Genomic DNA, 20,608 nt, shown 5'->3' on the forward strand with positions numbered 1-20,608 from the left:
GGTCAGCCCTTGAACCAGCCGGAGGGTGCGGGGGCGAGGTTCTGGTAGATGTGCTTGGCCTCCTGGTACTCGCGCAGCCCGGTGGGGCCCAGCTCGCGGCCGACGCCCGAGCGGCCGAAGCCGCCCCATTCGGCCTGCGGCACATAGGGGTGGAAGTCGTTGATCCAGACCGTGCCGTGCCGCAGCCGCTGCGCGACGCGCTGGGCGCGGCTCGCGTCGGAGGTCCATACGCCGCCGGCCAGGCCGTAGCGGGTGTCGTTGGCGAGTTCCACGGCCTCGTCCTCGGTGCGGAAGCGCTCGACGGTGACGACCGGGCCGAAGACCTCCTCCTGGACGATGCGCATGGACCGGTCGCAGTCGGCGAAGATCGTCGGCAGCAGGAAGAAGCCGCGGCTCAGGGCGGGGTCGTCGGGGCGGGTGCCGCCGGTGACGAGCCGGGCGCCCTCCTCCCGGCCGATGGCGATGTAGCCCTCGACCTTGTCGCGGTGCTCGGCGGAGCTGAGCGGGCCGCTCTCGGTGCCCTCCTCCAGGCCGCTGCCGAGCCGGATCGCCCGTGCGCGCTCGGCGTAGGCCTCGACGAACCGGTCGTGCAGGGAGTCCTCGACGAGCAGGCGCGAACCGGCCGAGCAGACCTGCCCGGAGTGCAGGAACGCGGCGTCGAGCGCGTAGTCCACGGCGGCGTCGAAGTCGGCGTCCGCGAAGACGATGTTGGGGTTCTTGCCGCCCAGTTCCAGGGCGATGTTCCGCGGCCCCTCGGCGGCGCTGGCCATGATGGACCGTCCGGTGTTGAGGCCGCCGGTGAAGGACACCAGGTCGACGTCGGGGTGGCTGGTGAGGGCCGCGCCGACGGTCGCCCCGGAGCCCAGCACCAGGTTGGCGACGCCGGGCGGGGCGCCGGCCTCCTCGATGAGCCGCACCATGTGGATCGTGGTGAGCGGTGTGACCTCGCTGGGCTTGAGGACGAAGGTGTTGCCGGCGGCGAGCGCCGGGGCCACCTTCCAGGAGGCCTGGAGCAGCGGGTAGTTCCAGGGGGCGATGAGCGCGCACACGCCGATCGGCTGGTAGACGACGCGGCTCAGCACGTCGGGGCCGACGTCCACGATCCGGCCGCCGTCCTTGCCCGCGAGTTCGGCGAAGTAGCGGAAGGCGTTGGCCACGTCCTCCACGTCGATGCGGGCCTCGGCCAGCGTCTTGCCGGTGTCGAGGGTCTCGGTGCGGGCGATCTCCTCCTGGTCGCGCAGCAGCAGGTCGTGGACGCGCAGCAGCAGGTCGGCGCGCTGGCGGGAGGGGGCGTTCGCCCAGTCCTCCTCGGCGAAGGCACGCCGGGCGGCGCGTACGGCGCGGTCCACGTCGGAGGCGTCGGCCTCGTCGACGCTGGTGACGACCGAGGCGTCGTAGGGGTTGACCACCTCCCGCCGCCCACCGGCCGTGGCCTGTGTCCACTCGCCGTCGATGTACAGCTCACCCACCGCGGGGCCTCCTTCGGATCCGGCCGGTGCCGATCGGCTCGACGGTCAGCAACATGGCCCATCGGGAGGTCGGCGGCCACAGGGCACACCGCCGCGACGGCGTCCGGGCCGCCCAGAGGACCCGGGTGGGCTAGTCGCCCGGCCCCGCGCCTGCGCGCCCGAGTGTGCCGGGACTAACACCCGGGCCGGGCCCGCCGAGACCCAGGGGCCGGTATGCGCCTGTTTACGCGGATAGGACCCCCGACGCGGCTCCCCCGATCGCCCCGTCCTGTCCCCGATGCAACCATTCGCCCGTGTACGGCAGTTGGCGTAGAGCGCGCCGTACCATGTCGTTTCCGCACCCGAAGCGCACTAGCGTGCGGTGCCGTACCAGGAGGCACCACCATGCGACCCCGACCCCCCGTCAAGGGCCGAGGCATCGTCAGCGGCACCGGACTCATCGTCATGTGCCTCGCGGCGACGCTCGCCGCGCTGGTCTTCTCGCTCTGGCCGTACGACGGCCGGCCGGAGACGGCGCCGGGCGCGCTGAGCGCGCAGACGCTGCGGACGAGCTACGGCCCGCTGTCCGCCCTCGACCAGGAGTTCCTCGTCAAGATCCGGCGGGCCGGGCTGTGGGAGCCGGCCGCGGGGCGGCAGGCGGGGACGAAGGGGACCACCCCGGCCGTGCGGGCGGCCGGCCGGAGTCTTGTCGAGGGGCACCGGTTCCTGGACGAGCGGGTCCGCGGCGCCGCCGCCCAGCTGAGCTTCACCCTGCCGGACGCGGCGGACGACCAGCAGAAGCAGTGGCTGGCCACGCTGGACGAGGCGCGGGGCGAGGAGTACGACCGGCGGTTCGCCACCGCCCTGCGGCTGGCCCAGGGCCAGGTGTTCCCGGTCGTCGCCCAGGTCCGCGCGAGCACCCGCAACTCCCTGGTGCGCGACCTCGCCGACGACGCCACCACGACCGTCCTCGGCCACATCAAGACCCTGGAGGCGACGGGCGACGTCGACTTCGACGCCGTGGCCCGTGACATGGCCACCGGCGGCACGCCGTCGACCCCGGCCCCGACCTCGGTCCCGTCCCGGACGCTCCCGCCGCCCGCCTTCCGCCCACCCCCGGAACGGTGAAACGGAACGTCACATACCGACAACACTCCGTCCGGATCGTGAATGAGGCATGGTGCTTTCGGGACCGTGTCACATACAAACAACATATGCTCTGGGTTCTTTTCCTGCTGGCGGCCTGGGTCGTGGCGGGCACGGCGTGCACGCGGCTGTGCCTGGCCGCCGTGCGCGCCGCGACCGGCGGCGCGGACACCGGCCAGGTCCATGAACTCACCCTGTACGAGGCCGCGTTCCTCTCCGGCGGACCCCGGCGGGTCGCCGATGTCACCCTCGTCGCGATGGCGCGTCAGCGGCGTCTGCTGCTGGCGCACACCGGCTGGGCGACGGTCGTCGATCCGCGCGGCCGGGACGCGATGGAGCGCTCGGTGATAGGGGCCATCGGACCCGAGGGCCAGTCCCGGATCGCCCCGGTGCGGGCCACCGCCGCCGCGGCGGACGCGGTGCGCGGGATCGCCGACGGACTGGTGCGCGCGGGCCTCGCGGTGCCCGACAGCGCCCGTACGACGGTCGCGACCGGAGTCCGGCAGGTCCGCGTGGCGACGGTCGCCGTGCTCGGTCTCGGCGTCGCCGCCCTGCTGACGCCGGTCCCGCCGGACCTGCCGCGCCATCTGGTCGCCCTGTGGTTCGCGCTGCCGCTCACCCTGACCCTGAGCTGCCTCGCCGTCGCGCGGGTCGAGATCCACCCGTACTCGCGCTGGGCCTCCCCGGCGGGTCAGCGGCTGCTCGGCGCGCTGGCCCGGAACGCGGACGGCACCGCCGACGACCGTACGTACCTCACCTCGGTGGCCGTACGCGGGGTCCGCGCGGTCGGCGAACCGGATCTGCGGGCCGCCTTCGCGCACCGCGAGGCACACGACTGACGGACCGGGGGCGCACGGGAGCATTGGCTCCGACACCGGCGGACGGTGCTTGCCTTCCTCAATCGCCGCACCAAACATCCCTTTTGTCGCCACTGTGCACCGAAGGGAAACGCGATGAGAGCCGCCCTCCTCTACTCGGCAGCGGGGTCCTTGCTGTTGAGCGCCCTGACCGCGGCCCCGGACGTCGAGGGCCGGTCCGCGGCGCCCGAGTCGCAGGGCACCGCGGTGGCCGCCGCGCGCGCGAAGGCGGCCGGCATCCGGTTCGGCCCGTGCGACGACGCGCAGGACCTGCCGGGCGGCATGCGGTGCGGCACGGTGACCGTCCCGCTGGACTACGCCCGGCCGAACGGCCCGCAGATCCGACTCGCCGTCAGCCGCACCCGGGCCACGCAGAAGGACCCGAACAACAGCAAGCGCAAGGTCCCCCGGCAGGGCGCCCTGGTCTACAACCCCGGCGGGCCCGGTGCCACCGGCCTGTACTTCCCGATCGTCGGACTGCTCCCCGAGTGGAAGCGCATCGCGGCCGCCTACGACCTCGTCGGCTACGCCCCGCGCGGTGTCGGCCGGTCCGCGCCGCTGTCCTGCCAGGACCCCGTGCGGTTCTTCAAGGCGCCCACCCAGGCGCAGACGTACCCCTCGGCGGCGTTCAAGAGGGAACGGGTCGCGCAGGCGAAGGCGTACGCGCGCGGCTGCGCCGAGCGGGCCGGCAGCGCGCTGCGGCACTACCACTCGCTGAACAACGCCCGCGACCTGGACGTACTGCGCGCCGCGCTCGGCGAGACGCGGCTGACGTTCCTGGGCTCCTCGTACGGCACCTACCTCGGGGCCGTGTACGCGACGCTGTTCCCCGCGCATGTCCGGCGGATGGTGTTCGACTCGGTGGTCGATCCCGACCCGGCGGAGATCTGGTACCGCAACAACCTCGCCCAGTCGGCGGCGTTCGAGCGCCGCTGGCGGGACTTCCGGAGGTGGGTCGCCCGGCACCACGGCGTGTACGGGCTGGGCGGGACCGCGCGGGAGGTACAGCGCCGCTACGCGCGTGCGCACGCACGGCTGGCCGCCGACCCGGCCGGCGGGAAGGTGGGGCCGGGGCAGTTGCAGGAGGCGTACCTTCAGGCCGGGTACTACGACGACCAGTGGCCGCTCCTCGCGCACGCGCTGTCGGCGTACCTCAAGGGCGATCCCAAGCCGCTGGTCGAGCAGGCGAGCCGGTATCCCGAGGCGGCCGTCGAGGCGGAGAACACCCGCGCGGTGTATCTGGCCGTCGAGTGCAACGACGCCCCCTGGCCGACGGACTGGCGGGTGTGGGACCGGGACAACACCCGGCTCGCGCGGGTCGCGCCGTTCGAGACCTGGGACAACGTGTGGACGAACCTGCCGTGCGCCTACTGGCGGGCGCCGCGACAGCGGCCGCTCGATGTCGGCGCCGCGCCGGGCGTGCTCCCGCCGACGCTGATCCTGGCCGCCGAGCGGGACGCCGCCACGCCGTACGACGGTGCCCTGGAACTCCGCCGCCGTCTCCCGGGCTCGGTCCTGGTGACGGAGCGGAACGCGGGCGCGCACGGCCTGGCGGGCGGGCCGAACGCCTGCGTCAACGGCCACATGGAGGCGTATCTGCTGGAGGGCCGGCTGCCGGGACGGAGCGCGGGGTGCGCACCGCACGCCGAGCCCGAGCCGCGGTCGACGGCCCCGGAGCAGCCCGGGGCCGAGCGACGGATCCGCTGATCAGGCCAGACCGGCGACCAGTTCGGCGACGTCCTTGCGGCGGCCCGTGAAGAACGGGACCTCCTCACGGACGTGCATCCGGGCCTCGGAGGCGCGCAGGTGACGCATGAGGTCGACGATGCGGTACAGCTCGTCGGCCTCGAAGGCGAGGAGCCACTCGTAGTCGCCGAGGGAGAACGAGGCGACGGTGTTGGCGCGCACGTCCGGGTAGCCGCGGGCCATCTTGCCGTGGTCGGCGAGCATGCGGCGGCGGTCCTCGTCGGGCAGCAGGTACCAGTCGTAGGAGCGCACGAAGGGGTAGACGCTCACATAGTTGCGGGGCGTCTCGTCGGCGAGGAACGCCGGGATGTGCGAGCGGTTGAACTCGGCGGGGCGGTGCAGCGCCATGTTCGACCACACCGGCGTGAGCGCCCGGCCCAGCTTCGTGCGGCGGAAGAGGTTGTACGCCTCCTGCAGCGCGTCGCTGGTCTCCGCGTGCCACCAGATCATGACGTCGGCGTCGGCGCGCAGGCCCGAGACGTCGTACGTGCCGCGGATCGTCACGTCCTTCGCGGCGAGCTGGTCGAACAGCTCCTGGACCTCGTCGGCGTACCCGGCGCGGTCCTCGGGGAGGACGTCCTTCAGCTTGAAGACGGACCAGAGCGTGTAGCGGATGACCTCGTTGAGGTCCTTGGCCAGCTTGCCCTTGTTCGGGATCCTGCCGGTCTCGGGGGTGGAGGCGTCGTTGCTCATGTCCTCATTCTCCTGCTCCGCCGTGCAGGCTCTGCACCGGGTGGGCGGTGAGCTCCTCCACACCCCGCAGGTCACCCTGGATCTGGTCGACGGCGGCGTAGGCGCTCGCGATGCACGCCGGGATGCCGACGCCGTCGTAGGGGGCGCCGCACACGGCGAGCCCGGGCAGTCGGGCGATGTGCTCGCGGATGCGGGCCACGCGCGCGTGGTGGCCGACCGGGTACTGCGGCAGGCCGTCGTCCCAGCGGGTGACCCGGGTGGCGACGGGCGTGGCGTCCAGGCCGGTCGCCGCCTTCAGATCGTGCCGGGAGACGTCCACGAGCCCGCTGTCGTCACGCTGGAGGATCTCCGTCTCGCCGTACCGCCCGACGGACGTGCGCAGGACGAGCAGGTCGGGGTTCTCCTCCGCGATCCAGCCCCATTTGCGGGAGGCGAAGGTGGAGGCCTTGATGGTGCGTCCGTCGACGGGCGGCACCAGGAAGCCGCTGCCCTCGGGCAGGGCCGTCTCGGCGCGGCGATAGGCGAGGGTGACCAGGGCCAGGGAGGCGTACTCGACGGCGCCGAGCTCGGCGGCGGCCCCGGGGCTGTCGGAGCGCAGGAGGCCGGCGGCCGCCGGGGCGGGGACGGCGACGACGACCGCGTCCGCGTGCCACACGTGCACCCCGGAGACGACCCGCCACCCGCCGTCCACCGGGGTACGGCGCAGCTCGGTCACCGGTGTCCCCGTCAGGATCTCGCCCCCGCGGGCCCGGACGGACTCGGCGACCGCGAGGGGCAGGGTGCCCACCCCGCCCTGGAGGCCCATGAACACCGGGCCGGTCTGCTGGGCCGCGGCCGCCTTCGCCTGGATCTCGCGGACTCCCTCCGTGAGGGAGGTGTGGCCGCGGGCGGCCTGGAAGAGCTGGGGGACGGCCGAGCGCATCGAGATGCGGTAGGCGTCGCCCGCGTACACGCCGCCCAGCAGGGGTTCCACCAGGCGGTCGACGACCTCGCGGCCCAGGCGCTCCGCCACGTACTCCCCGACGGCCACGTCGTCGCCGACCTCGGTGCGGGGCAGCTCGGCGTCGCGCTCGATGCGGGCGAGGCCCTCGTCGGACAGCAGGCCGGACAGGGCGGCGGCGGTGCCGGGGACACCCATCACATGCCCCTTGGGCATCGGGCGCAACGCACCCCGGGTCCAGATCGAGGCCGTGGCCGTGGCCGGGGGCCGGAGGCGGTCGGTGAGGCCCACCTCGCGCGCGAGCGCCACCGCCTCGGGTCGGCGGGCCAGCATCGACTCGGCGCCGAGGTCCACGCGCGCGCCCGCGATCTCGCCGGGCAGCAGCTTGCCGCCGACCCGGTCGGAGGCCTCCAGCACGGTCACCCGCGCCCCGCGCTCCAGCAGCCGGTGCGCGGCGGCCAGGCCCGCGATACCCGCCCCGATGACGATGACCTGTCCCGCGCCCGCAGGGGCTTGAACTTCGCGCATGTCTCCAGCCTCTCAGACCCCTCCGACAGCGCCGCCGTGGCCCGCTGTCCGGTGTTCCGGTGTTCCGGTGTTCCGGTGTCCCGGACGAGTCCCGACCGTGACCGCATCGGAACCGTCCCGGGCCAAACGTCCGGCGCCGTCCGGGCGTCGAAGAAGCGTCAGCGGAATCGAACCCCGGGGGAAGCCCACATGCGCACACGACGACCCGCACGCCACCCCGCCCCGACCCTGGTCGCGCTGCTGCTGGCCGCGGCCCTCGCACTCACCGGATGCAGCGGCGCGGGCGACGACTCCGGCGGCAAGAGCTCCGACCGCGGGCTCGCCGCCCCTCAGGCCGACGACAAGGCGGGCGACGCGTCCGGCGCGCAGGAGGCCGCCCCCGAGGGCGCCGGAAGCGGAGCCCGGGCGACCGCGCCGCCGAAGCTCACCGAGAACCACATCATCCGCACGGCCTCGCTGACCGTGCAGGTCAAGGACGTCCCGAAGGCCCTGGACCAGGCCCGCACCGGCACCGAGAACGCGGGCGGCTACGTCGGCAACGAGACCACCACCCGCGACGGGGACGGCCACGAGCGGACCCGGGTCGTGCTGCGCGTGCCCGTCGAGAAGTACGACGAGGTCCTGGCCGAGCTGGAGGGCACCGGCAAACTCCTCGACCGCAGCGCCAAGGCCGAGGACGTCACCGAACAGGTCGTGGACGTGGAGAGCCGGATCAAGTCGCAGCGCGCCAGCGTGGCCCGGATCCGCGAGCTGATGGACCGGGCCACCAAGATCGGCGACGTGGTGACCCTGGAGGGTGAGCTGAGCACCCGCCAGGCCGACCTGGAGGCGCTGCTCGCCCGGCAGGAGTCCCTGAAGGACCGCACGAGCCTGGCCACCATCACCCTCTCGCTGTCCGAGACCCCGGTGAAGAAGAAGGAGGCGAAGGACGACGACCCGGGCTTCCTGGACGCGCTCGCGGGCGGCTGGAACGCCTTCGTGACGATGCTGCGCTGGCTCGCGGTGGCCCTCGGCGCGATCCTGCCGTTCGCGGCGGTCGCGGCCCTGATCACGCTGCTGTGGCTGCGTGTCGTACGCCCCCGCCTGCCGCGCCGCACGCGGCCCGCGTCGCCCGCGATGAGCGCGCTCGGCCCGCTGCCGACGGCCCGCCCGGCCCCGGAGTCCGGGCAGCCGCGCACGCCCGGCGAGCAGGACCGACAGGACTGAAGTGCCCTGCTCCCGTAGCGTGTTCACATGAGCATCAACCGTACGCGGGGTACCCGGGAGCGACTGGTCGTGATCGGCGGTGACGCCGCGGGGATGTCCGCGGCGTCACAGGCACGCCGGCTGAACAAGCCCGACGAGCTGGAGATCGTGGCGTTCGAGCGCGGCAACTTCACGTCGTACTCGGCGTGCGGCATCCCCTACTGGGTGGGCGGCGACGTCCCCGACCGGGACCGGCTCATCGCCCGCACCCCCGAGGAGCACCGCGCGCGGGACATCGATCTGCGGCTGCGCACCGAGGTCACCGAGATCGACCCCGACGGGCAGCGGGTACGCGCGCGTGACGTCGACTCCGGGGCCGAGTCCTGGACGTCGTACGACAAGCTCGTGATCGCGACCGGTGCCCGGCCGATCCGGCCCGGCCTGCCCGGGGTGGACGCGCCCGGGGTGCACGGGGTGCAGACGCTGGACGACGGCCAGGCGCTGCTGGACACGCTGGCACGCACGCGTGGCCGTCGCGCGGTGGTCGTGGGGGCCGGTTACATCGGCGTGGAGATGGCCGAGGCGCTCATCAACCGCGGTTACGAGGTGACGGTCGTCAACCGCGGCAGCGAGCCCATGTCGACCCTCGACCCCGACATGGGCCGTCTGGTGCACGAGGCCATGGAGGGCCTGGGCATCACGATGGTGAACGACACCGAGGTCACCGAGGTCCTGACGGGCGACGACGGCCGGGTGCGCGCGGTGGCCACGAAGGACCGAGAGTTCCCGGCGGACGTCGTCGTGCTCGGCATCGGCGTACGCCCCGAGACGACCCTCGCCCGGGCGGCCGGACTCCCGCTCGGCACGCACCAGGGTCTTCTCACGGACCGCTCGATGCGGGTGCGCGGCCACGAGAACATCTGGGCGGGCGGCGACTGCGTCGAGGTCCTCGACCTGGTCTCCGGCCAGCAACGGCACATTCCGCTCGGCACCCACGCCAACAAGCACGGCCAGGTCATCGGCACCAACGCGGGCGGCGGCTACGCCACCTTCCCCGGTGTGGTCGGCACCGCCGTCAGCAAGGTCTGCGATCTGGAGATCGCGCGTACGGGACTGCGCGAGAAGGACGCCCACCGTGTGGGCCTGCGCTTCGAGACGGTCACCATCGAGTCGACCAACCGCGCCGGCTACTACCCGAACTCCTCCCCCATGACGGTCAAGATGCTCGCCGAACACCGCACGGGCCGCCTCCTCGGCGTCCAGATCGTCGGCAGGGAGGGTGCGGGCAAACGCGTCGACATCGCGGCGGTCGCCCTCACCGCGGGCATGACGGCGGAACAGATGACAACCCTCGACCTCGGCTACGCCCCACCCTTCTCCCCCGTCTGGGACCCGATCCTGGTAGCGGCCCGCAAGGCGGCGACGAAGGTCCGCAGTTCTTTGTAACGGGGTGAGGGTCCTTTTCCTCAGGGGCGCGGGGCTGTATCCATGTGCGGCTCCGCCGCGTGGGCGCGAACGGCCACGAGGGCGCCGCACCCGGCCACGCACCCGCACCCCCACGGCGAACCCCCTACGCGGTCCCGGCCGTACCGTTGATCCGATCGATCGCCTGCCGCGCCTGCTCCGCCGGCGGCCGCGCCGGCAACGACGACACCGACGCCGAAGCCGTCACCGCCGGCGGCTGCTCCCCCGCCGGCTTCGCATGCGCCGCTGCCCGCGACGAACGCAACCGATGGCTCACCGCCTCCTCCAGCGTCACGGGCCGCCGCATCTGGGACGCCAGCCGCCCGGCCTCCTGGCCGAGGCGGGCCACGTCCTCCCAGGGCAGCCGCACCACCAGCGTGAGCTCCGCCTCGCCGTCGGGCAGTGCGTGCATCGCGGGGTTCACTCGGTCGTTCATCGCCTGTTCCTCACGTCGGCCCCGCGACCCGCCTTCCCCGCGCCGCGGGCGGTTGCCGACACATACGCACGCCCCCGGGGCAGCGTTCACCGGCTCACCGATCCACGGGCAGCAGCAGGACATAGCGAAGCTCCTGCCGGTACGCGGGAAGCAGCACCTGGGAGGTGACGGTGAGGGTCTCCGGACAGACGTGGGGCAGGCGCAGTTCGTAGCGGTGGCCGTGCCGGTAGGCGAGCACCTTGGGGCTTCGATCCCAGAGGTCGCGGCACACCCGGTCGTCGAGGACGGCGTCGCGCAGCGCGCCGAGGTCGGCGTCGTCGGGGCGCGTCACCAGCGCGAAACGCAGCAGCGCGAGGTACTGCGCGGCGTGCCGGGGCCAGTCCACGATCTGCTCGCGGGCCTCGGTCGTGGTCAGCGCCCAGCGCATCAGGTTGGCACCGGGCTCCAGGACCCAGGGGAACCAGCGGGCCATGGCCGCGTTGTGGTCGAGGAGGTTCCACGCCTGGTCGGTGAGGTAGGTGGGGAAGTCGGTCTGCGCCGAGGCGAGTTCGGCGAGGGCGTCGGTGATGTCGTTCTCGGCCGGCTGCCCGCCCGCACCGCCGAGTGCGTTCCCGTAAAGGGCCATGCGTTCGTCGGGGCCGAGCAGCAGGGCCTTGGAAAGGCGCTCGAGTATTTCGCCGGAAAGCGGGGCGTGCAGCCCGGTTTCGAGATTCCGATACCAGCGCTCGCTGACACCCATCCGGTCCGCAACTTCTTTTTGAGGTAACTGTCTTCCTCTGTTCATTTTGTTTCCGGCGTCGACGCGCCACGCGCGCAGCAGATCGGGCAGCGAGGAAACAGACTGGACATGACGTGACACCGCTCGGAAACACTCCCTCTGCGTATCGCCGGGGGAACACACCGTAACAAGAGCGGGAGTTGCATGCACAACGTGCGGCAAAAAGCTGCCGGTTGACTCCTCTTGTCGACCGCTGACAGCATCGCCGACGTACGCCGCTCGCATTCCCCACGGAATGCGGTCCGAGCGCTATTCGGCCCGTCAATCAATTCGCATTCCCTACCCATGCGCGCGTTCGCGCCAGGATTCCCGCTATCCGAACGCAAGGAGTACGCATGACCGTCTCCACCGTCGCCGCCGAAACCGGCACGCTCACCGGCTCCCTCCTCCTCGGCGACAGCCGCGGCCTGCACCGCGTGGCCGAGGACCTCGCCCGCGGCACGAGGGTCGCCCGGTCCTTACGGGACACCCTCGCCAACCGGGAACTGGCGCAGGCCCTTTCGTCGTGGAACTCCGCTCCGGAACATCCCGACGCGTTCGTCGCCTCCCTCTTCCCCGAGCCGCCTCCGGCGTCGAACGTCCCCTTCCTGCCGAAGGAACGGCTCCTGTCGCCGCGGGAGAAGAGCGCCGCCGCCGACGCCTTCGCACAGGTGCTGGAGAGCTGCGAGTTCACCAGCGGCCCCGCCGTCACGGCCTTCGAGGACGCCCTCGCCGACTACGCCGGGCTGTCCTGCGCCGTCGCGACCGGCAGCGGTACGGACGCGCTCGCCATCGCCCTGCGTGCCGTGGGCGTCGAGCCGGGCGACGAGGTGATCCTGCCGGCCAACAGCTTCGCCGCCACCGAGAACGCGGTGTTCGCCTGCGGTGCCGTACCCGTCCTCGCCGATGTGACCACCCCGGACGGCAACCTGGACCCCGAGTCGGTGGCGGAGCGGATCACCCCGCGCACCGTGGCGCTGCTCCCGGTCCATCTGTACGGCAAGCTCGCCGACATGGCCGGGCTGCGGGCCGTCGCCGACCGGCACGGGCTGCGGATCGTCGAGGACGCCTGCCAGGCGATCGGGGTCACCGGTGTCGGGCGGTACTCCGACGCGGCGGCCCTCAGCTTCAACCCGTACAAGAACGTCGGACTGTGCGGGAAGGCCGGTGCCGTGGTCACCGGCTCCGCCGAGATCGCCGAGCGCTGCCGGGTGCTCGGCTACCACGGTTTCGAGCCGGGCCGGAAGAACGTCAAGCGCGAGGCGTACGGGCTCAACGCGCGCATCGACAACACCATGGCCGCGATCGGTCTGGCCCTGCTGCCCTGGACGAGTCTGCGCGGGCTGCGGCGCACGTATCTGGCCCGGCGCTACGTCGAGGCGCTGCGGCCGCTGGCCGAGGAGGGCCTGATCGAGGCGCCCGCCTTCGCTCCCGACCACTCCTGGCACCTGTTCCCCGTCCTCACGGCCGGTGGTGCGGCGGCCCGTGACGCCCTGCTGGAGCGGCTGGCGCGGACGAGCCGGGTGGAGACGGATGTCTACTACCCCGTCCTGACGCACCGGCAGAAGACCCCGGTGCGCGAGCGGTTCTTCGGGCAGGCGCACCTGCCGCGCACCGAGTGGCTGCACGACCGGGTGCTGCATCTGCCGTTGCACGCGGGGCTGTCCCTCGGCGAGCAGGACCGCGTGGTCGAGGCCCTGTACGCGGCGAGGCGCCGGGCGGCGGCATGACCGACACCCTGCCGTTCGAGGCCGGCGGCGGCCCGGACCTCGGTCCGCCGCCCCATCTGCGCCTGCCGGACCGGGTGGGCTGGGCCGCGTTCTCCGACTTCGACGAGACCTACCTCGCCCATGCCGCGACCCCTGAACAACGCGCCCACCTCGCCGCGCTGGAGGAGTTCCTGCTGAGCGAGGCCGTCGAGCACGGCCTGCTGTTCGGCTGGGTCACCGGCAGCTCACCGGCCTCCGTACGGGAGAAGATGGCGCGCTGCGGTGCCCGCGTCCTGCCGCACTTCGTGGCCGGTTCGCTCGGCACCGAGCTGACGTTCTTCCCCGACGGCGTCGCCCGCCCCGACCCCGAGTGGGGGCAACTGCTGCGGGACAGCGGCTTCGACCGGGACCGGGTGCGGACGGCCGTGGAGCGTCTCGCCCGGTACGGGGTCGACTTGCTCCCGCAAGCCGACCCGCACACCGGCAGCCCCACCGAGTTCCTGTTCAACTACTACTTCCGCTCCCTCGGCGACCCGCGACGCGACGCGCAGAGCCTCGACCTCGTGCGGGACCTGGCCCGCGAGCACGGCCTCGGGCTCAACATCAGCCGCTGCAACCCCGCCACCGGGGACCCCGCCGACTGCTACGACGTCGACTTCATCCCGACGGTGTGCGGCAAGCGCAACGTCGTCCGGCACCTGTGCGCCCGCTTCGGCGTCGCAGCGGAGCGGACCCTCGCGTTCGGCGACAGCGGCAACGACCTGGAGATGCTGGGCGCCGTGCGCCACGGCTACCTCGTCGCCAACTGCACGCCCGAGGCCAGGAGCCGCTTCACCCGGGTGTCGCCGCACCCGCACGCCCAGGCCCTCCTCACCGCCTTCCGCCACCACCTCGGCCACTGAACCGCTCCCCCGGTCCGGTGATCCCGGGCCGGAGGGCCGTCCTGAAAGAGGCAGACCATGCACATAGGAATCATCGGCGCCGGCGGCATCGCCCTCGCCCACCTGCGCGCCGCCGAGACCGTCCCCGGCGTCGTCGCGGCCGGCGTGTACGACGTACTGCCCGAGAAGGCGGCGGAACTGGCCGAGCGTTTCGGCTGCCCCGTCTTCTCCTCCACGACCGAGCTGTACCGGCATGTCGACGCGGTCGTCATCGCCTCGCCCAACCACACCCACGCCGACTACGCCGAGGAGGCCGTCCGGCACGGCAGGCATGTGCTGTGCGAGAAGCCGATGACGACGACGGTCGCGGAGGCCGAGCGCATCACCGCGCTGGCCGAGGAGAGCGGCCTGGTGTGCGCCATGGGCTTCAACTACCGCTATCTGGAGGCCATCGGCGAGATCAGGAACCTGGTGCGGAGCAGGGAGCTGGGCTCCATCCTCTTCGCGGAGGCCGGCTTCCGGCGCGGCAGCGCCCTGACCCGCTCCCGCTTCACCTGGCGGGACAGCGCGCTGGGCCGCTCCACCAGCGGCTCCCTCGGCGACCTGGGCGTGCATCTGGTGGACATGCTCGACCGGCTCTTCGACAGCCCGGTCGACAGCACGAGCTGCCGCACCAAGCTCCAGGTCAACGTGCCGCAGAAGGAGGGCCAGGACGTCCAGGTGGACGACTACGCCTTCGTCAGCGGCCGTCTGGAGAACGGCACCTTCTTCAACCTGGTCACCTCCAAGTCCTCGCTGCCGGAGGAGCTCGGCTTCTCGTTGAAGATCATCGGCGACCGCAAGGAGCTGTACTACCACTCCAAGGACGACACGACGTACTTCCTGAAGTCCCGTGTCACCTGGGAGCAGGGCACGTTCGCCCGCGAGGAGACGCTCGCCTCGCCGCCCGGCGAGGTGCCCGGGTGGAGCGACACGTTCCGGCACCAGCTGCGGGAGTGGCGCGACGCGGTCTCCGCCCGGGACACCGCCGACAGCGCGCTGGCCCGCTTCGGCGACGGGCTGCGCAGCCAGCGGGTGCTGGAACGCCTGCTGGCGGGCGACGAGCAGGACGCGCTCGCCGCGGCGATGCCCTCGTGACCGCGCGCGACGCACAGGGCAGGGGCATCGGCATCGGCATCGGTTTCGCGGCGAAGAGGAACGTCTCTTGACCGGGACCTCGACGCGGGCCGCGCCGCACGACACCGCTGTGGCGCGGCCCCTGTTCAGCCCGTTCGCCGTCGTCGCCTCATGCGTGGGCTTCGCCCTGATCGGGGCCCTTCAGGCGCTGTACGGTCCGGCGATCCCCGCGTTCCGCGCGGAGTTCGGCCTGTCACCGGCCGCCGCCGGGCTGAGCCTGAGCGCTCACTTCGTCGGCGGCGTGGCCGGTGTGCTGCTGCTCAACCGGGCGCACGGGCGGCTGGGCAACAGAACCCTGCTGTCCGCCTCGTACGCGCTGATGGCACTCGGCGGGACCGGCTTCGCGCTGGCCTCCGCCTGGCCGTGGGCGCTGGCCTGCGCGCTGCTGACCGGGGTGGGCTTCGGCGGCATCGACTACGGACTCAATCAGCTGTTCTCGGTGGGGTTCGGCCGTCGCAGCCCGGCGATGCTCAACATCATCGGCGCGGCCTACGGCCTCGGCGCCGTGGGCGGTCCCGCGCTCCTGGGGCTGCTGGGCCCGGGCGAGTACCCGGCCGTCTTCGCCGGGTTCGCCGCGCTGTCCGCCGTACTGGTGCTGGCACAGCGCGGCGTCCGCGAGGGCGGGGAGACGCCCGTCCCGACGGCGCCCGAAGAACCCGGAGAGGAGGACGGGAAGGGGACACCCGGACTGCGGGCTTCCGCGACCCTGGTCGTCACGGTCTTCATCGCGCTGTACGTCCTGATGGTGGCGGTGGAGACCGGGGTCGGCGGCTGGGAGCCGACGCATCTGGAGTCCGTCGGGCACGACGCGGCGACCGCGGCCACGGCGACCTCCGCCTTCTGGCTGATGGTGACCGTGGGACGGCTGCTGGTCGCACCGCTGACGCTGCGCTGGTCGGTGCAGACGATCATGGTGGTCAGCTCGGTCGGCATGGTGGTCTGCCTTCTGCTGGCCCTGATCCCGGCGGCGGCCCCGTACGCGTACGCCGGTGTCGGCCTGTTCCACGCGCCGATCTTCCCCACGGGCCTGCCCTGGCTGTCCCGGGCGGTGCCGCGGGCGCGGCGGGCGGGGGCCTATGTGATCGCCGCGTCGATGATCGGCGGGGTCGCGGCCGGGCCGGTGCTGGGCAAGGGCATCGAACTGGCCGGTGTCGACGCCGTACCGGTGCTGCTGGCCCTGCCCGCGGCCGGATGCCTGGCGGCCACCTGGTGGCTGATCCGGGCGACGCGGGAGGGCCCGTCGTCCTGAAGGCCCGTCAGCGGACGCTGCGCGTGTGGACGTACTCCACGAGCCGCGTCAGCGCGTCCGGGTCGGTGGACGGCATGACGCCGTGGCCCAGGTTGAAGATGTGGCCCTCCAGGTCCGCCGCGCTGTCCAGGACCTCCCGGGTCTTCGCCTCGACGGCCTCCGTCGAGGCGAAGAGCACGGTCGGGTCGAGGTTGCCCTGGAGCGCCTTGCCGGGGCCGACGCGGCGGACGGCCTCGTCCAGCGGGACGCGCCAGTCGACGCCGACGACGTCCGCGCCGGCCTCGCCCATGAGGCCCAGCAGCTCGCCGGTGCCGACACCGAAGTGGATGCGCGGGACGCCGTAGCCGGCCACGGCGTCGAAGACCTTCGCCGAGGCGGGCAGCACCGAACGCCGGTAGTCGACGGGGGCCAGGGCGCCGGCCCAGGAGTCGAAGAGCTGGACCGCGGAGGCGCCCGCCTCGATCTGCACCTTCAGGAAGGCGGTCGTGATGTCCGCGAGGCGGTCGAGCAGGTCGGCCCAGAGCTCGGGGTCGCCGTACATCATCGCCTTGGCGTTCTCGTACGTGCGGGACGGGCCGCCCTCGACGAGGTAGCTGGCGAGGGTGAACGGGGCGCCGGCGAAGCCGATCAGAGGCGTGGCGCCGAGCTCGCGCGTCAGCAGGCCGATGGCCTCGGTGACGTAGGAGACGTCCTCGGGGGTCAGGTCGCGCAGCTGTGCGAGGTCGGCGCGGGTGCGGATCGGGCGCTCGACGACCGGGCCGACGCCGGGCTTGATGTCGAGGTCGATGCCGATGGCCTTGAGCGGGACGACGATGTCGCTGAAGTAGATCGCCGCGTCCACGTCGTGCCGGCGCACCGGCTGGAGCGTGATCTCGGTGACCAGTTCGGGCCGCATGCAGGACTCGAGCATCGGAATGCCCTCGCGCACCTTGCGGTACTCCGGCAGTGAGCGCCCGGCCTGCCGCATGAACCACACCGGCGTGTGCGGCACGGGCTCGCGCCGGCAGGCCTTGAGGAAGGCTGAGTCGTACGTGGCGGACGGCTGCTGGGCCCGGGGGGCGTCGTTGGCACTCACGGGGCCAAGTTTCGCACGCCGTCAAGGAGCGCGATTCAGCCCCTGGAGCGGCGCGGGGTGTCTAGCCCGGCACCCGGGGCCCGGTCCCCGTAACCTTCCCGCATGGCTGCGGCTCAGGGACGACTGTCGGACGACGCTGGCGGAACGGACGAAGCGAAGGACACCGAGAACGACCGGAGGGAGGCGGACACCGCCCCGCTGCCCTTCCGGTCCGCCGTCGACGCGCTCAGGACGGCGCGGCTGCGGCCCCAGATCGAGATCGAGCCGACGCGCCCGCCGCAGCGGCTCGCCCCCTACACCTACGCGCTGGAGGCGGCGGTCGTCGACGGCGACCAGGATCTGGCCGACGGCCGGCTGGTGCTGCTGCACGACCCGGCGGGGCACGAGGCCTGGCGGGGCACGTTCCGGCTGGTGACGCTGGTGCGCGCGGAGCTGGAGCCGGAGATGGCGGCGGACCCGCTGCTGCCGGAGGTGTGCTGGACCTGGCTGACCGGCGCGCTCCAGGCGCGCGGGCTGGCGTGCGGGGAGCCGAGCGGCACCGTCACGCGCGCGAGTTCGCACTACTTCGGCGGTCTGTCCGCGCGCCCGGCCGCCTCGCAGATCGAGATCCGCGCGTCGTGGACGCCGCGCGAGGGCCTGGGCGGGGTTCCGGACACGGCCGCGCACCTTTCGGCCTGGTGCGATCTGCTCGCCCAGGTCGCGGGCCTGCCTCCGGCCGGGCCGGGCGACGCCTCGGTGGTGACCCTGCCGCAACGGCGGGGCCCCCAGTCCCGCTGACCCCGGGACCCCTGTCCCGTCGGCCAGAGGCCCGCTGAACCAACCCTGAACGACCCCTGACCGCCCCGCACTGATCGACCTTGTGCGGGGCGGTCAACCATGTCCGGTCGACGATCACACCCACGTACTCCTCTTGGCCGAATCACTTTGTCGATACGGCCACTTTCGACCGCGTAGCGACGCAGAGCGAAACCGTTCGACCTTCGAATGATCGACCGCGTGTCCGAATTGCACGGATTGTTATCACCGAATCGTGATCATTCTCTAAAGGCGGACGGGTTCGGTGCCGAAGACGACTGTGACCTTGAAAGCACGGTTCGTCCCGGCTTCATCCCCACGAGCCGGCCCCGTCCCGCACCCCAGGAGGCCTGGTGTCCGTTCTCCTCGAGCAGCCCGCAAGCCTGGTCGCCTACCGCCCGAACAAGCCGACCGCCATGGTGGTCGTGGCCGACCCGCGCGTCCGCTCCACCGTCACCCGCCATCTGTGGGCGCTCGGTGTGCGCGACGTCATCGAGGCCTCGTCCATCGCGGAGGCTCGTCCCCGCATCGGCAACCCCCGCGACATCTGCGTCGCCGACGTCCACCTGCCCGACGGCTCCGGCCTCACCCTGCTGTCGGAGACCCGCGCCGCGGGCTGGCCCAACGGCCTCGCCCTCTCCGCCGCCGACGACATCGCCGCCGTGCGCAACGCGCTCGCCGGCGGGGTGAAGGGTTACGTCGTCACCGGCACCCGTACGAACGTCGGGCTCCCCACCCGGCCGGGCGCCGCCCCCATCGGCGCCGCCGCCGCGCGTCTGCACCGCCGCCCCCCGGGCGCCCCGAGCCACCCGGGCGGCTACCGCGAACTGTCCGGCCGTGAGGTCGAGGTGCTGCGACTGGTCGCGGAGGGCCAGTCGAACAAGGCCATCGGCGTCTCGATGGGCCTGTCCGCACTGACCGTCAAGAGCCACCTCGCCCGCATCGCCCGCAAGCTCGGCACGGGCGACCGCGCCGGCATGGTGGCGGTGGCGCTGCGGACCGGGATCATCCACTGATCCGCTCCGTCATGACCCTTGGTGATCATTCACTCACCTGAACGGGATCGTCCGCCGGTCCCTTTCGCTCCACACGTGGCTCGCGAACCCCGTACTTCCCCGACGTGACTGGTTTGCGACCCTCGGGCGCCCGTCGACGGAACGTTCCGTCGGCGGGCGCTGTCCATACATGGATACCCTTGACATGTGACCGACGCCCACGACACCGCAGCAGACAGCTCACTGCGAACCACCGGAGGCGCCCCTCCGGACGACGGCGGATCTTCTGCTACGGAGGCGCCGACCCCCTTGCTGGAGCCGCGCGAGGGCATTCCGCCCGTGATCGCGGACGAGACCGCCCTGGCCCGGGTGATCGCCGCCTTCGCGGCGGGGACCGGCCCGGTCGCCGTCGACGCCGAGCGGGCGTCCGGCTACCGCTACGGCCAGCGCGCCTATCTGGTGCAGCTGCGCCGCGAGGGCGCCGGCTCGGCGCTGATCGACCCCGTGGCCTGCCCCGACCTGTCCGGGCTGGGCGAGGCCCTCTCCGGCGTCGAGTGGGTGCTGCACGCCGCCACCCAGGACCTGCCCTGTCTGCGCGAGATAGGCATGGTGCCGACGCGCCTGTTCGACACCGAGCTGGCCGGGCGGCTCGCCGGGTTCCCCCGGGTCGGCCTCGGCGCGATGGTCGAGGGCGTGCTCGGCTTCGTCCTGGAGAAGGGCCACTCCGCGGTCGACTGGTCCACCCGCCCCCTGCCCGAGCCCTGGCTGCGGTACGCGGCGCTCGACGTCGAACTGCTCGTCGACCTGCGTGACGCGCTGGAGAAGGAGCTGGACCGGCAGGGCAAGCTGGAGTGGGCCCGCCAGGAGTTCGACGCGATCGCCTCGGCCCCGCCGCCCGAGCCCCGCAAGGATCCCTGGCGGCGTACGTCCGGCATGCACAAGGTGCGCAGGCGGCGGCAGCTCGCCGTCGTACGGGAGCTGTGGCAGGCCCGGGACCGGATCGCGCAGCGGCGGGACGTCTCGCCCGGCAAGGTGCTCGGGGACGCGGCGATCGTGGAGGCCGCGCTGGCCCTTCCGGCCAACGTGCAGGCGCTTGCCGCGCTGAACGGTTTCGGACACCGCACGGGCAAGCGGCAGCTGGAGCAGTGGCAGGCGGCGGTGGACCGGGCGAAGGCGCTGACCGAGGCGCAGTTGCCGCAGCCGGGGCAGCCGGTCGCGGGGCCGCCGCCGCCGCGGGCCTGGGCCGACAAGGATCCCGTCGCCGCGGCGCGGCTGTCCGCGGCCCGGGCCGGGGTTTCGGCGCTGGCCGAGCAGATCAATATGCCGCAGGAGAATCTGATCACTCCGGACACGGTGCGGCGGGTGTGCTGGGAGCCGCCGGGTGTGGTGGACGCGGAGTCCGTGAGCGCGGCCCTTGAAGGGTATGGGGCCCGGGCTTGGCAGGTGGAGCTGGTGACACCGGTGCTGGTGGAGGCGCTGTCCGTGAAGGAGGCGTAGCCGCCGTGGTTCCTTCCGTCGTACGGCGGCT

At 72.8% G+C, this 20,608-nt stretch carries 18 protein-coding genes; 12 read left to right on the top strand and 6 right to left on the bottom strand.

The window, feature by feature from the left end:
* Window positions 1-2: 2 nt before the first annotated feature.
* On the bottom strand, window positions 3-1,469 hold the full coding sequence (locus NNW99_RS07460; protein ID WP_215117914.1) for an aldehyde dehydrogenase family protein: 1,467 nt from the start codon (window positions 1,467-1,469) through the stop codon (window positions 3-5).
* 384 nt (window positions 1,470-1,853) lie between these two features.
* Between NNW99_RS07460 and NNW99_RS07465 the strand changes: the two genes are divergently transcribed.
* The 3 genes from NNW99_RS07465 to NNW99_RS07475 all read left to right on the top strand — a co-directional run bounded on the left by NNW99_RS07465 (window position 1,854) and on the right by NNW99_RS07475 (window position 5,158).
* Window positions 1,854-2,576 carry a DUF4142 domain-containing protein gene (locus NNW99_RS07465; protein WP_215117915.1) on the top strand — a complete coding sequence of 241 codons (723 nt, stop codon included), beginning with the start codon at window positions 1,854-1,856 and terminating at the stop codon, window positions 2,574-2,576.
* Window positions 2,577-2,662: 86 nt separating this feature from the next.
* On the top strand, window positions 2,663-3,433 hold the full coding sequence (locus NNW99_RS07470) for a TIGR04222 domain-containing membrane protein (RefSeq protein ID WP_215117916.1): 771 nt from the start codon (window positions 2,663-2,665) through the stop codon (window positions 3,431-3,433).
* A 114-nt stretch (window positions 3,434-3,547) separates the two neighbouring features.
* Window positions 3,548-5,158, top strand: coding sequence for an alpha/beta hydrolase (locus NNW99_RS07475; protein ID WP_215117917.1), 1,611 nt, complete (start codon window positions 3,548-3,550; stop codon window positions 5,156-5,158).
* On the opposite strand, the gene hemQ is transcribed toward NNW99_RS07475, so the two are convergent.
* On the bottom strand, window positions 5,159-5,890 hold the full coding sequence (gene hemQ / locus NNW99_RS07480) for a hydrogen peroxide-dependent heme synthase (RefSeq protein WP_215117918.1): 732 nt from the start codon (window positions 5,888-5,890) through the stop codon (window positions 5,159-5,161). It lies immediately after the preceding gene.
* Window positions 5,891-5,894: 4 nt separating this feature from the next.
* Window positions 5,895-7,358 (bottom strand): protoporphyrinogen oxidase, encoded by a 1,464-nt coding sequence (gene hemG, locus NNW99_RS07485; protein WP_215117919.1) that lies wholly within the window; start codon window positions 7,356-7,358, stop codon window positions 5,895-5,897.
* A gap of 189 nt (window positions 7,359-7,547) precedes the next feature.
* Between hemG and NNW99_RS07495 the strand changes: the two genes are divergently transcribed.
* Both NNW99_RS07495 and NNW99_RS07500 read left to right on the top strand, forming a co-directional pair.
* A complete protein-coding gene (locus tag NNW99_RS07495; RefSeq protein ID WP_215117920.1) occupies window positions 7,548-8,564 on the top strand; it encodes a DUF4349 domain-containing protein in 1,017 nt (338 codons plus the stop codon).
* Between the two features lie 27 nt (window positions 8,565-8,591).
* Window positions 8,592-9,989: an FAD-dependent oxidoreductase gene (locus NNW99_RS07500; protein WP_215117921.1), complete on the top strand. Its 1,398-nt coding sequence runs from the start codon at window positions 8,592-8,594 to the stop codon at window positions 9,987-9,989.
* A 124-nt stretch (window positions 9,990-10,113) separates the two neighbouring features.
* Here NNW99_RS07500 and NNW99_RS07505 read toward each other — a convergent pair whose 3' ends face one another.
* Together NNW99_RS07505 and NNW99_RS07510 are read right to left on the bottom strand one after the other, a co-directional pair.
* Window positions 10,114-10,443: a hypothetical protein gene (locus tag NNW99_RS07505; RefSeq protein WP_215117922.1), complete on the bottom strand. Its 330-nt coding sequence runs from the start codon at window positions 10,441-10,443 to the stop codon at window positions 10,114-10,116.
* Between the two features lie 94 nt (window positions 10,444-10,537).
* Window positions 10,538-11,446: a helix-turn-helix domain-containing protein gene (locus NNW99_RS07510; RefSeq protein ID WP_215117923.1), complete on the bottom strand. Its 909-nt coding sequence runs from the start codon at window positions 11,444-11,446 to the stop codon at window positions 10,538-10,540.
* Between the two features lie 110 nt (window positions 11,447-11,556).
* Here NNW99_RS07510 and NNW99_RS07515 point away from each other — a divergent pair, with 110 nt between their 5' ends.
* The 4 genes from NNW99_RS07515 (at window position 11,557) to NNW99_RS07530 (ending at window position 16,215) form a co-directional block, all read left to right on the top strand.
* Window positions 11,557-12,930, top strand: coding sequence for a DegT/DnrJ/EryC1/StrS aminotransferase family protein (locus NNW99_RS07515; protein ID WP_215117924.1), 1,374 nt, complete (start codon window positions 11,557-11,559; stop codon window positions 12,928-12,930).
* Window positions 12,927-13,811, top strand: a complete 885-nt coding sequence (locus NNW99_RS07520) for an HAD-IIB family hydrolase (RefSeq protein WP_215117925.1) — start codon at window positions 12,927-12,929, stop codon at window positions 13,809-13,811. Before NNW99_RS07515 ends, NNW99_RS07520 begins: the two co-directional genes overlap by 4 nt.
* A 57-nt stretch (window positions 13,812-13,868) precedes the next feature.
* Window positions 13,869-14,927 (top strand): Gfo/Idh/MocA family protein, encoded by a 1,059-nt coding sequence (locus NNW99_RS07525; RefSeq protein WP_215117926.1) that lies wholly within the window; start codon window positions 13,869-13,871, stop codon window positions 14,925-14,927.
* Between the two features lie 67 nt (window positions 14,928-14,994).
* The gene (locus tag NNW99_RS07530; RefSeq protein ID WP_251057737.1) at window positions 14,995-16,215 is read left to right on the top strand and encodes a sugar MFS transporter; all 1,221 of its coding nucleotides are present in this window, start codon (window positions 14,995-14,997) and stop codon (window positions 16,213-16,215) included.
* A 7-nt stretch (window positions 16,216-16,222) separates the two neighbouring features.
* On the opposite strand, the gene hemE is transcribed toward NNW99_RS07530, so the two are convergent.
* On the bottom strand, window positions 16,223-17,290 hold the full coding sequence (gene hemE, locus NNW99_RS07535) for a uroporphyrinogen decarboxylase (RefSeq protein WP_215117927.1): 1,068 nt from the start codon (window positions 17,288-17,290) through the stop codon (window positions 16,223-16,225).
* Between the two features lie 102 nt (window positions 17,291-17,392).
* Between hemE and NNW99_RS07540 the strand changes: the two genes are divergently transcribed.
* From NNW99_RS07540 to NNW99_RS07550, 3 genes are all read left to right on the top strand, one after another.
* Entirely contained in the window at window positions 17,393-18,067 is a 675-nt protein-coding gene (locus NNW99_RS07540) for a DUF3000 domain-containing protein (protein WP_215117928.1), read from the top strand.
* 371 nt (window positions 18,068-18,438) lie between these two features.
* Window positions 18,439-19,101, top strand: coding sequence for a response regulator transcription factor (locus NNW99_RS07545; RefSeq protein WP_184589340.1), 663 nt, complete (start codon window positions 18,439-18,441; stop codon window positions 19,099-19,101).
* Between the two features lie 186 nt (window positions 19,102-19,287).
* Complete coding sequence (locus NNW99_RS07550; protein WP_215117929.1) at window positions 19,288-20,577, top strand: ribonuclease D; 1,290 nt, start codon at window positions 19,288-19,290, stop codon at window positions 20,575-20,577.
* Window positions 20,578-20,608: the final 31 nt, after the last annotated feature.

Source organism: Streptomyces sp. CRCS-T-1 (assembly GCF_024442335.1).
In the GTDB taxonomy this organism is placed as follows: Bacteria; Actinomycetota; Actinomycetes; order Streptomycetales; family Streptomycetaceae; genus Streptomyces; species Streptomyces koelreuteriae.

Excerpts from the sequence above, each read along its gene's own strand:
- NNW99_RS07465 (WP_215117915.1), top strand. The coding sequence starts at position 1,854 with ATGCGACCCCGACCCCCCGTCAAGGGCCGAGGCATCGTCAGCGGCACC.
- NNW99_RS07470 (WP_215117916.1), top strand. The coding sequence starts at position 2,663 with ATGCTCTGGGTTCTTTTCCTGCTGGCGGCCTGGGTCGTGGCGGGCACG.
- NNW99_RS07475 (WP_215117917.1), top strand. The coding sequence starts at position 3,548 with ATGAGAGCCGCCCTCCTCTACTCGGCAGCGGGGTCCTTGCTGTTGAGC.
- hemQ (WP_215117918.1), bottom strand. The coding sequence starts at position 5,890 with ATGAGCAACGACGCCTCCACCCCCGAGACCGGCAGGATCCCGAACAAG.
- hemG (WP_215117919.1), bottom strand. The coding sequence starts at position 7,358 with ATGCGCGAAGTTCAAGCCCCTGCGGGCGCGGGACAGGTCATCGTCATC.
- NNW99_RS07495 (WP_215117920.1), top strand. The coding sequence starts at position 7,548 with ATGCGCACACGACGACCCGCACGCCACCCCGCCCCGACCCTGGTCGCG.
- NNW99_RS07500 (WP_215117921.1), top strand. The coding sequence starts at position 8,592 with ATGAGCATCAACCGTACGCGGGGTACCCGGGAGCGACTGGTCGTGATC.
- NNW99_RS07505 (WP_215117922.1), bottom strand. The coding sequence starts at position 10,443 with ATGAACGACCGAGTGAACCCCGCGATGCACGCACTGCCCGACGGCGAG.
- NNW99_RS07510 (WP_215117923.1), bottom strand. The coding sequence starts at position 11,446 with ATGCGAGCGGCGTACGTCGGCGATGCTGTCAGCGGTCGACAAGAGGAG.
- NNW99_RS07515 (WP_215117924.1), top strand. The coding sequence starts at position 11,557 with ATGACCGTCTCCACCGTCGCCGCCGAAACCGGCACGCTCACCGGCTCC.
- NNW99_RS07520 (WP_215117925.1), top strand. The coding sequence starts at position 12,927 with ATGACCGACACCCTGCCGTTCGAGGCCGGCGGCGGCCCGGACCTCGGT.
- NNW99_RS07525 (WP_215117926.1), top strand. The coding sequence starts at position 13,869 with ATGCACATAGGAATCATCGGCGCCGGCGGCATCGCCCTCGCCCACCTG.
- NNW99_RS07540 (WP_215117928.1), top strand. The coding sequence starts at position 17,393 with ATGGCTGCGGCTCAGGGACGACTGTCGGACGACGCTGGCGGAACGGAC.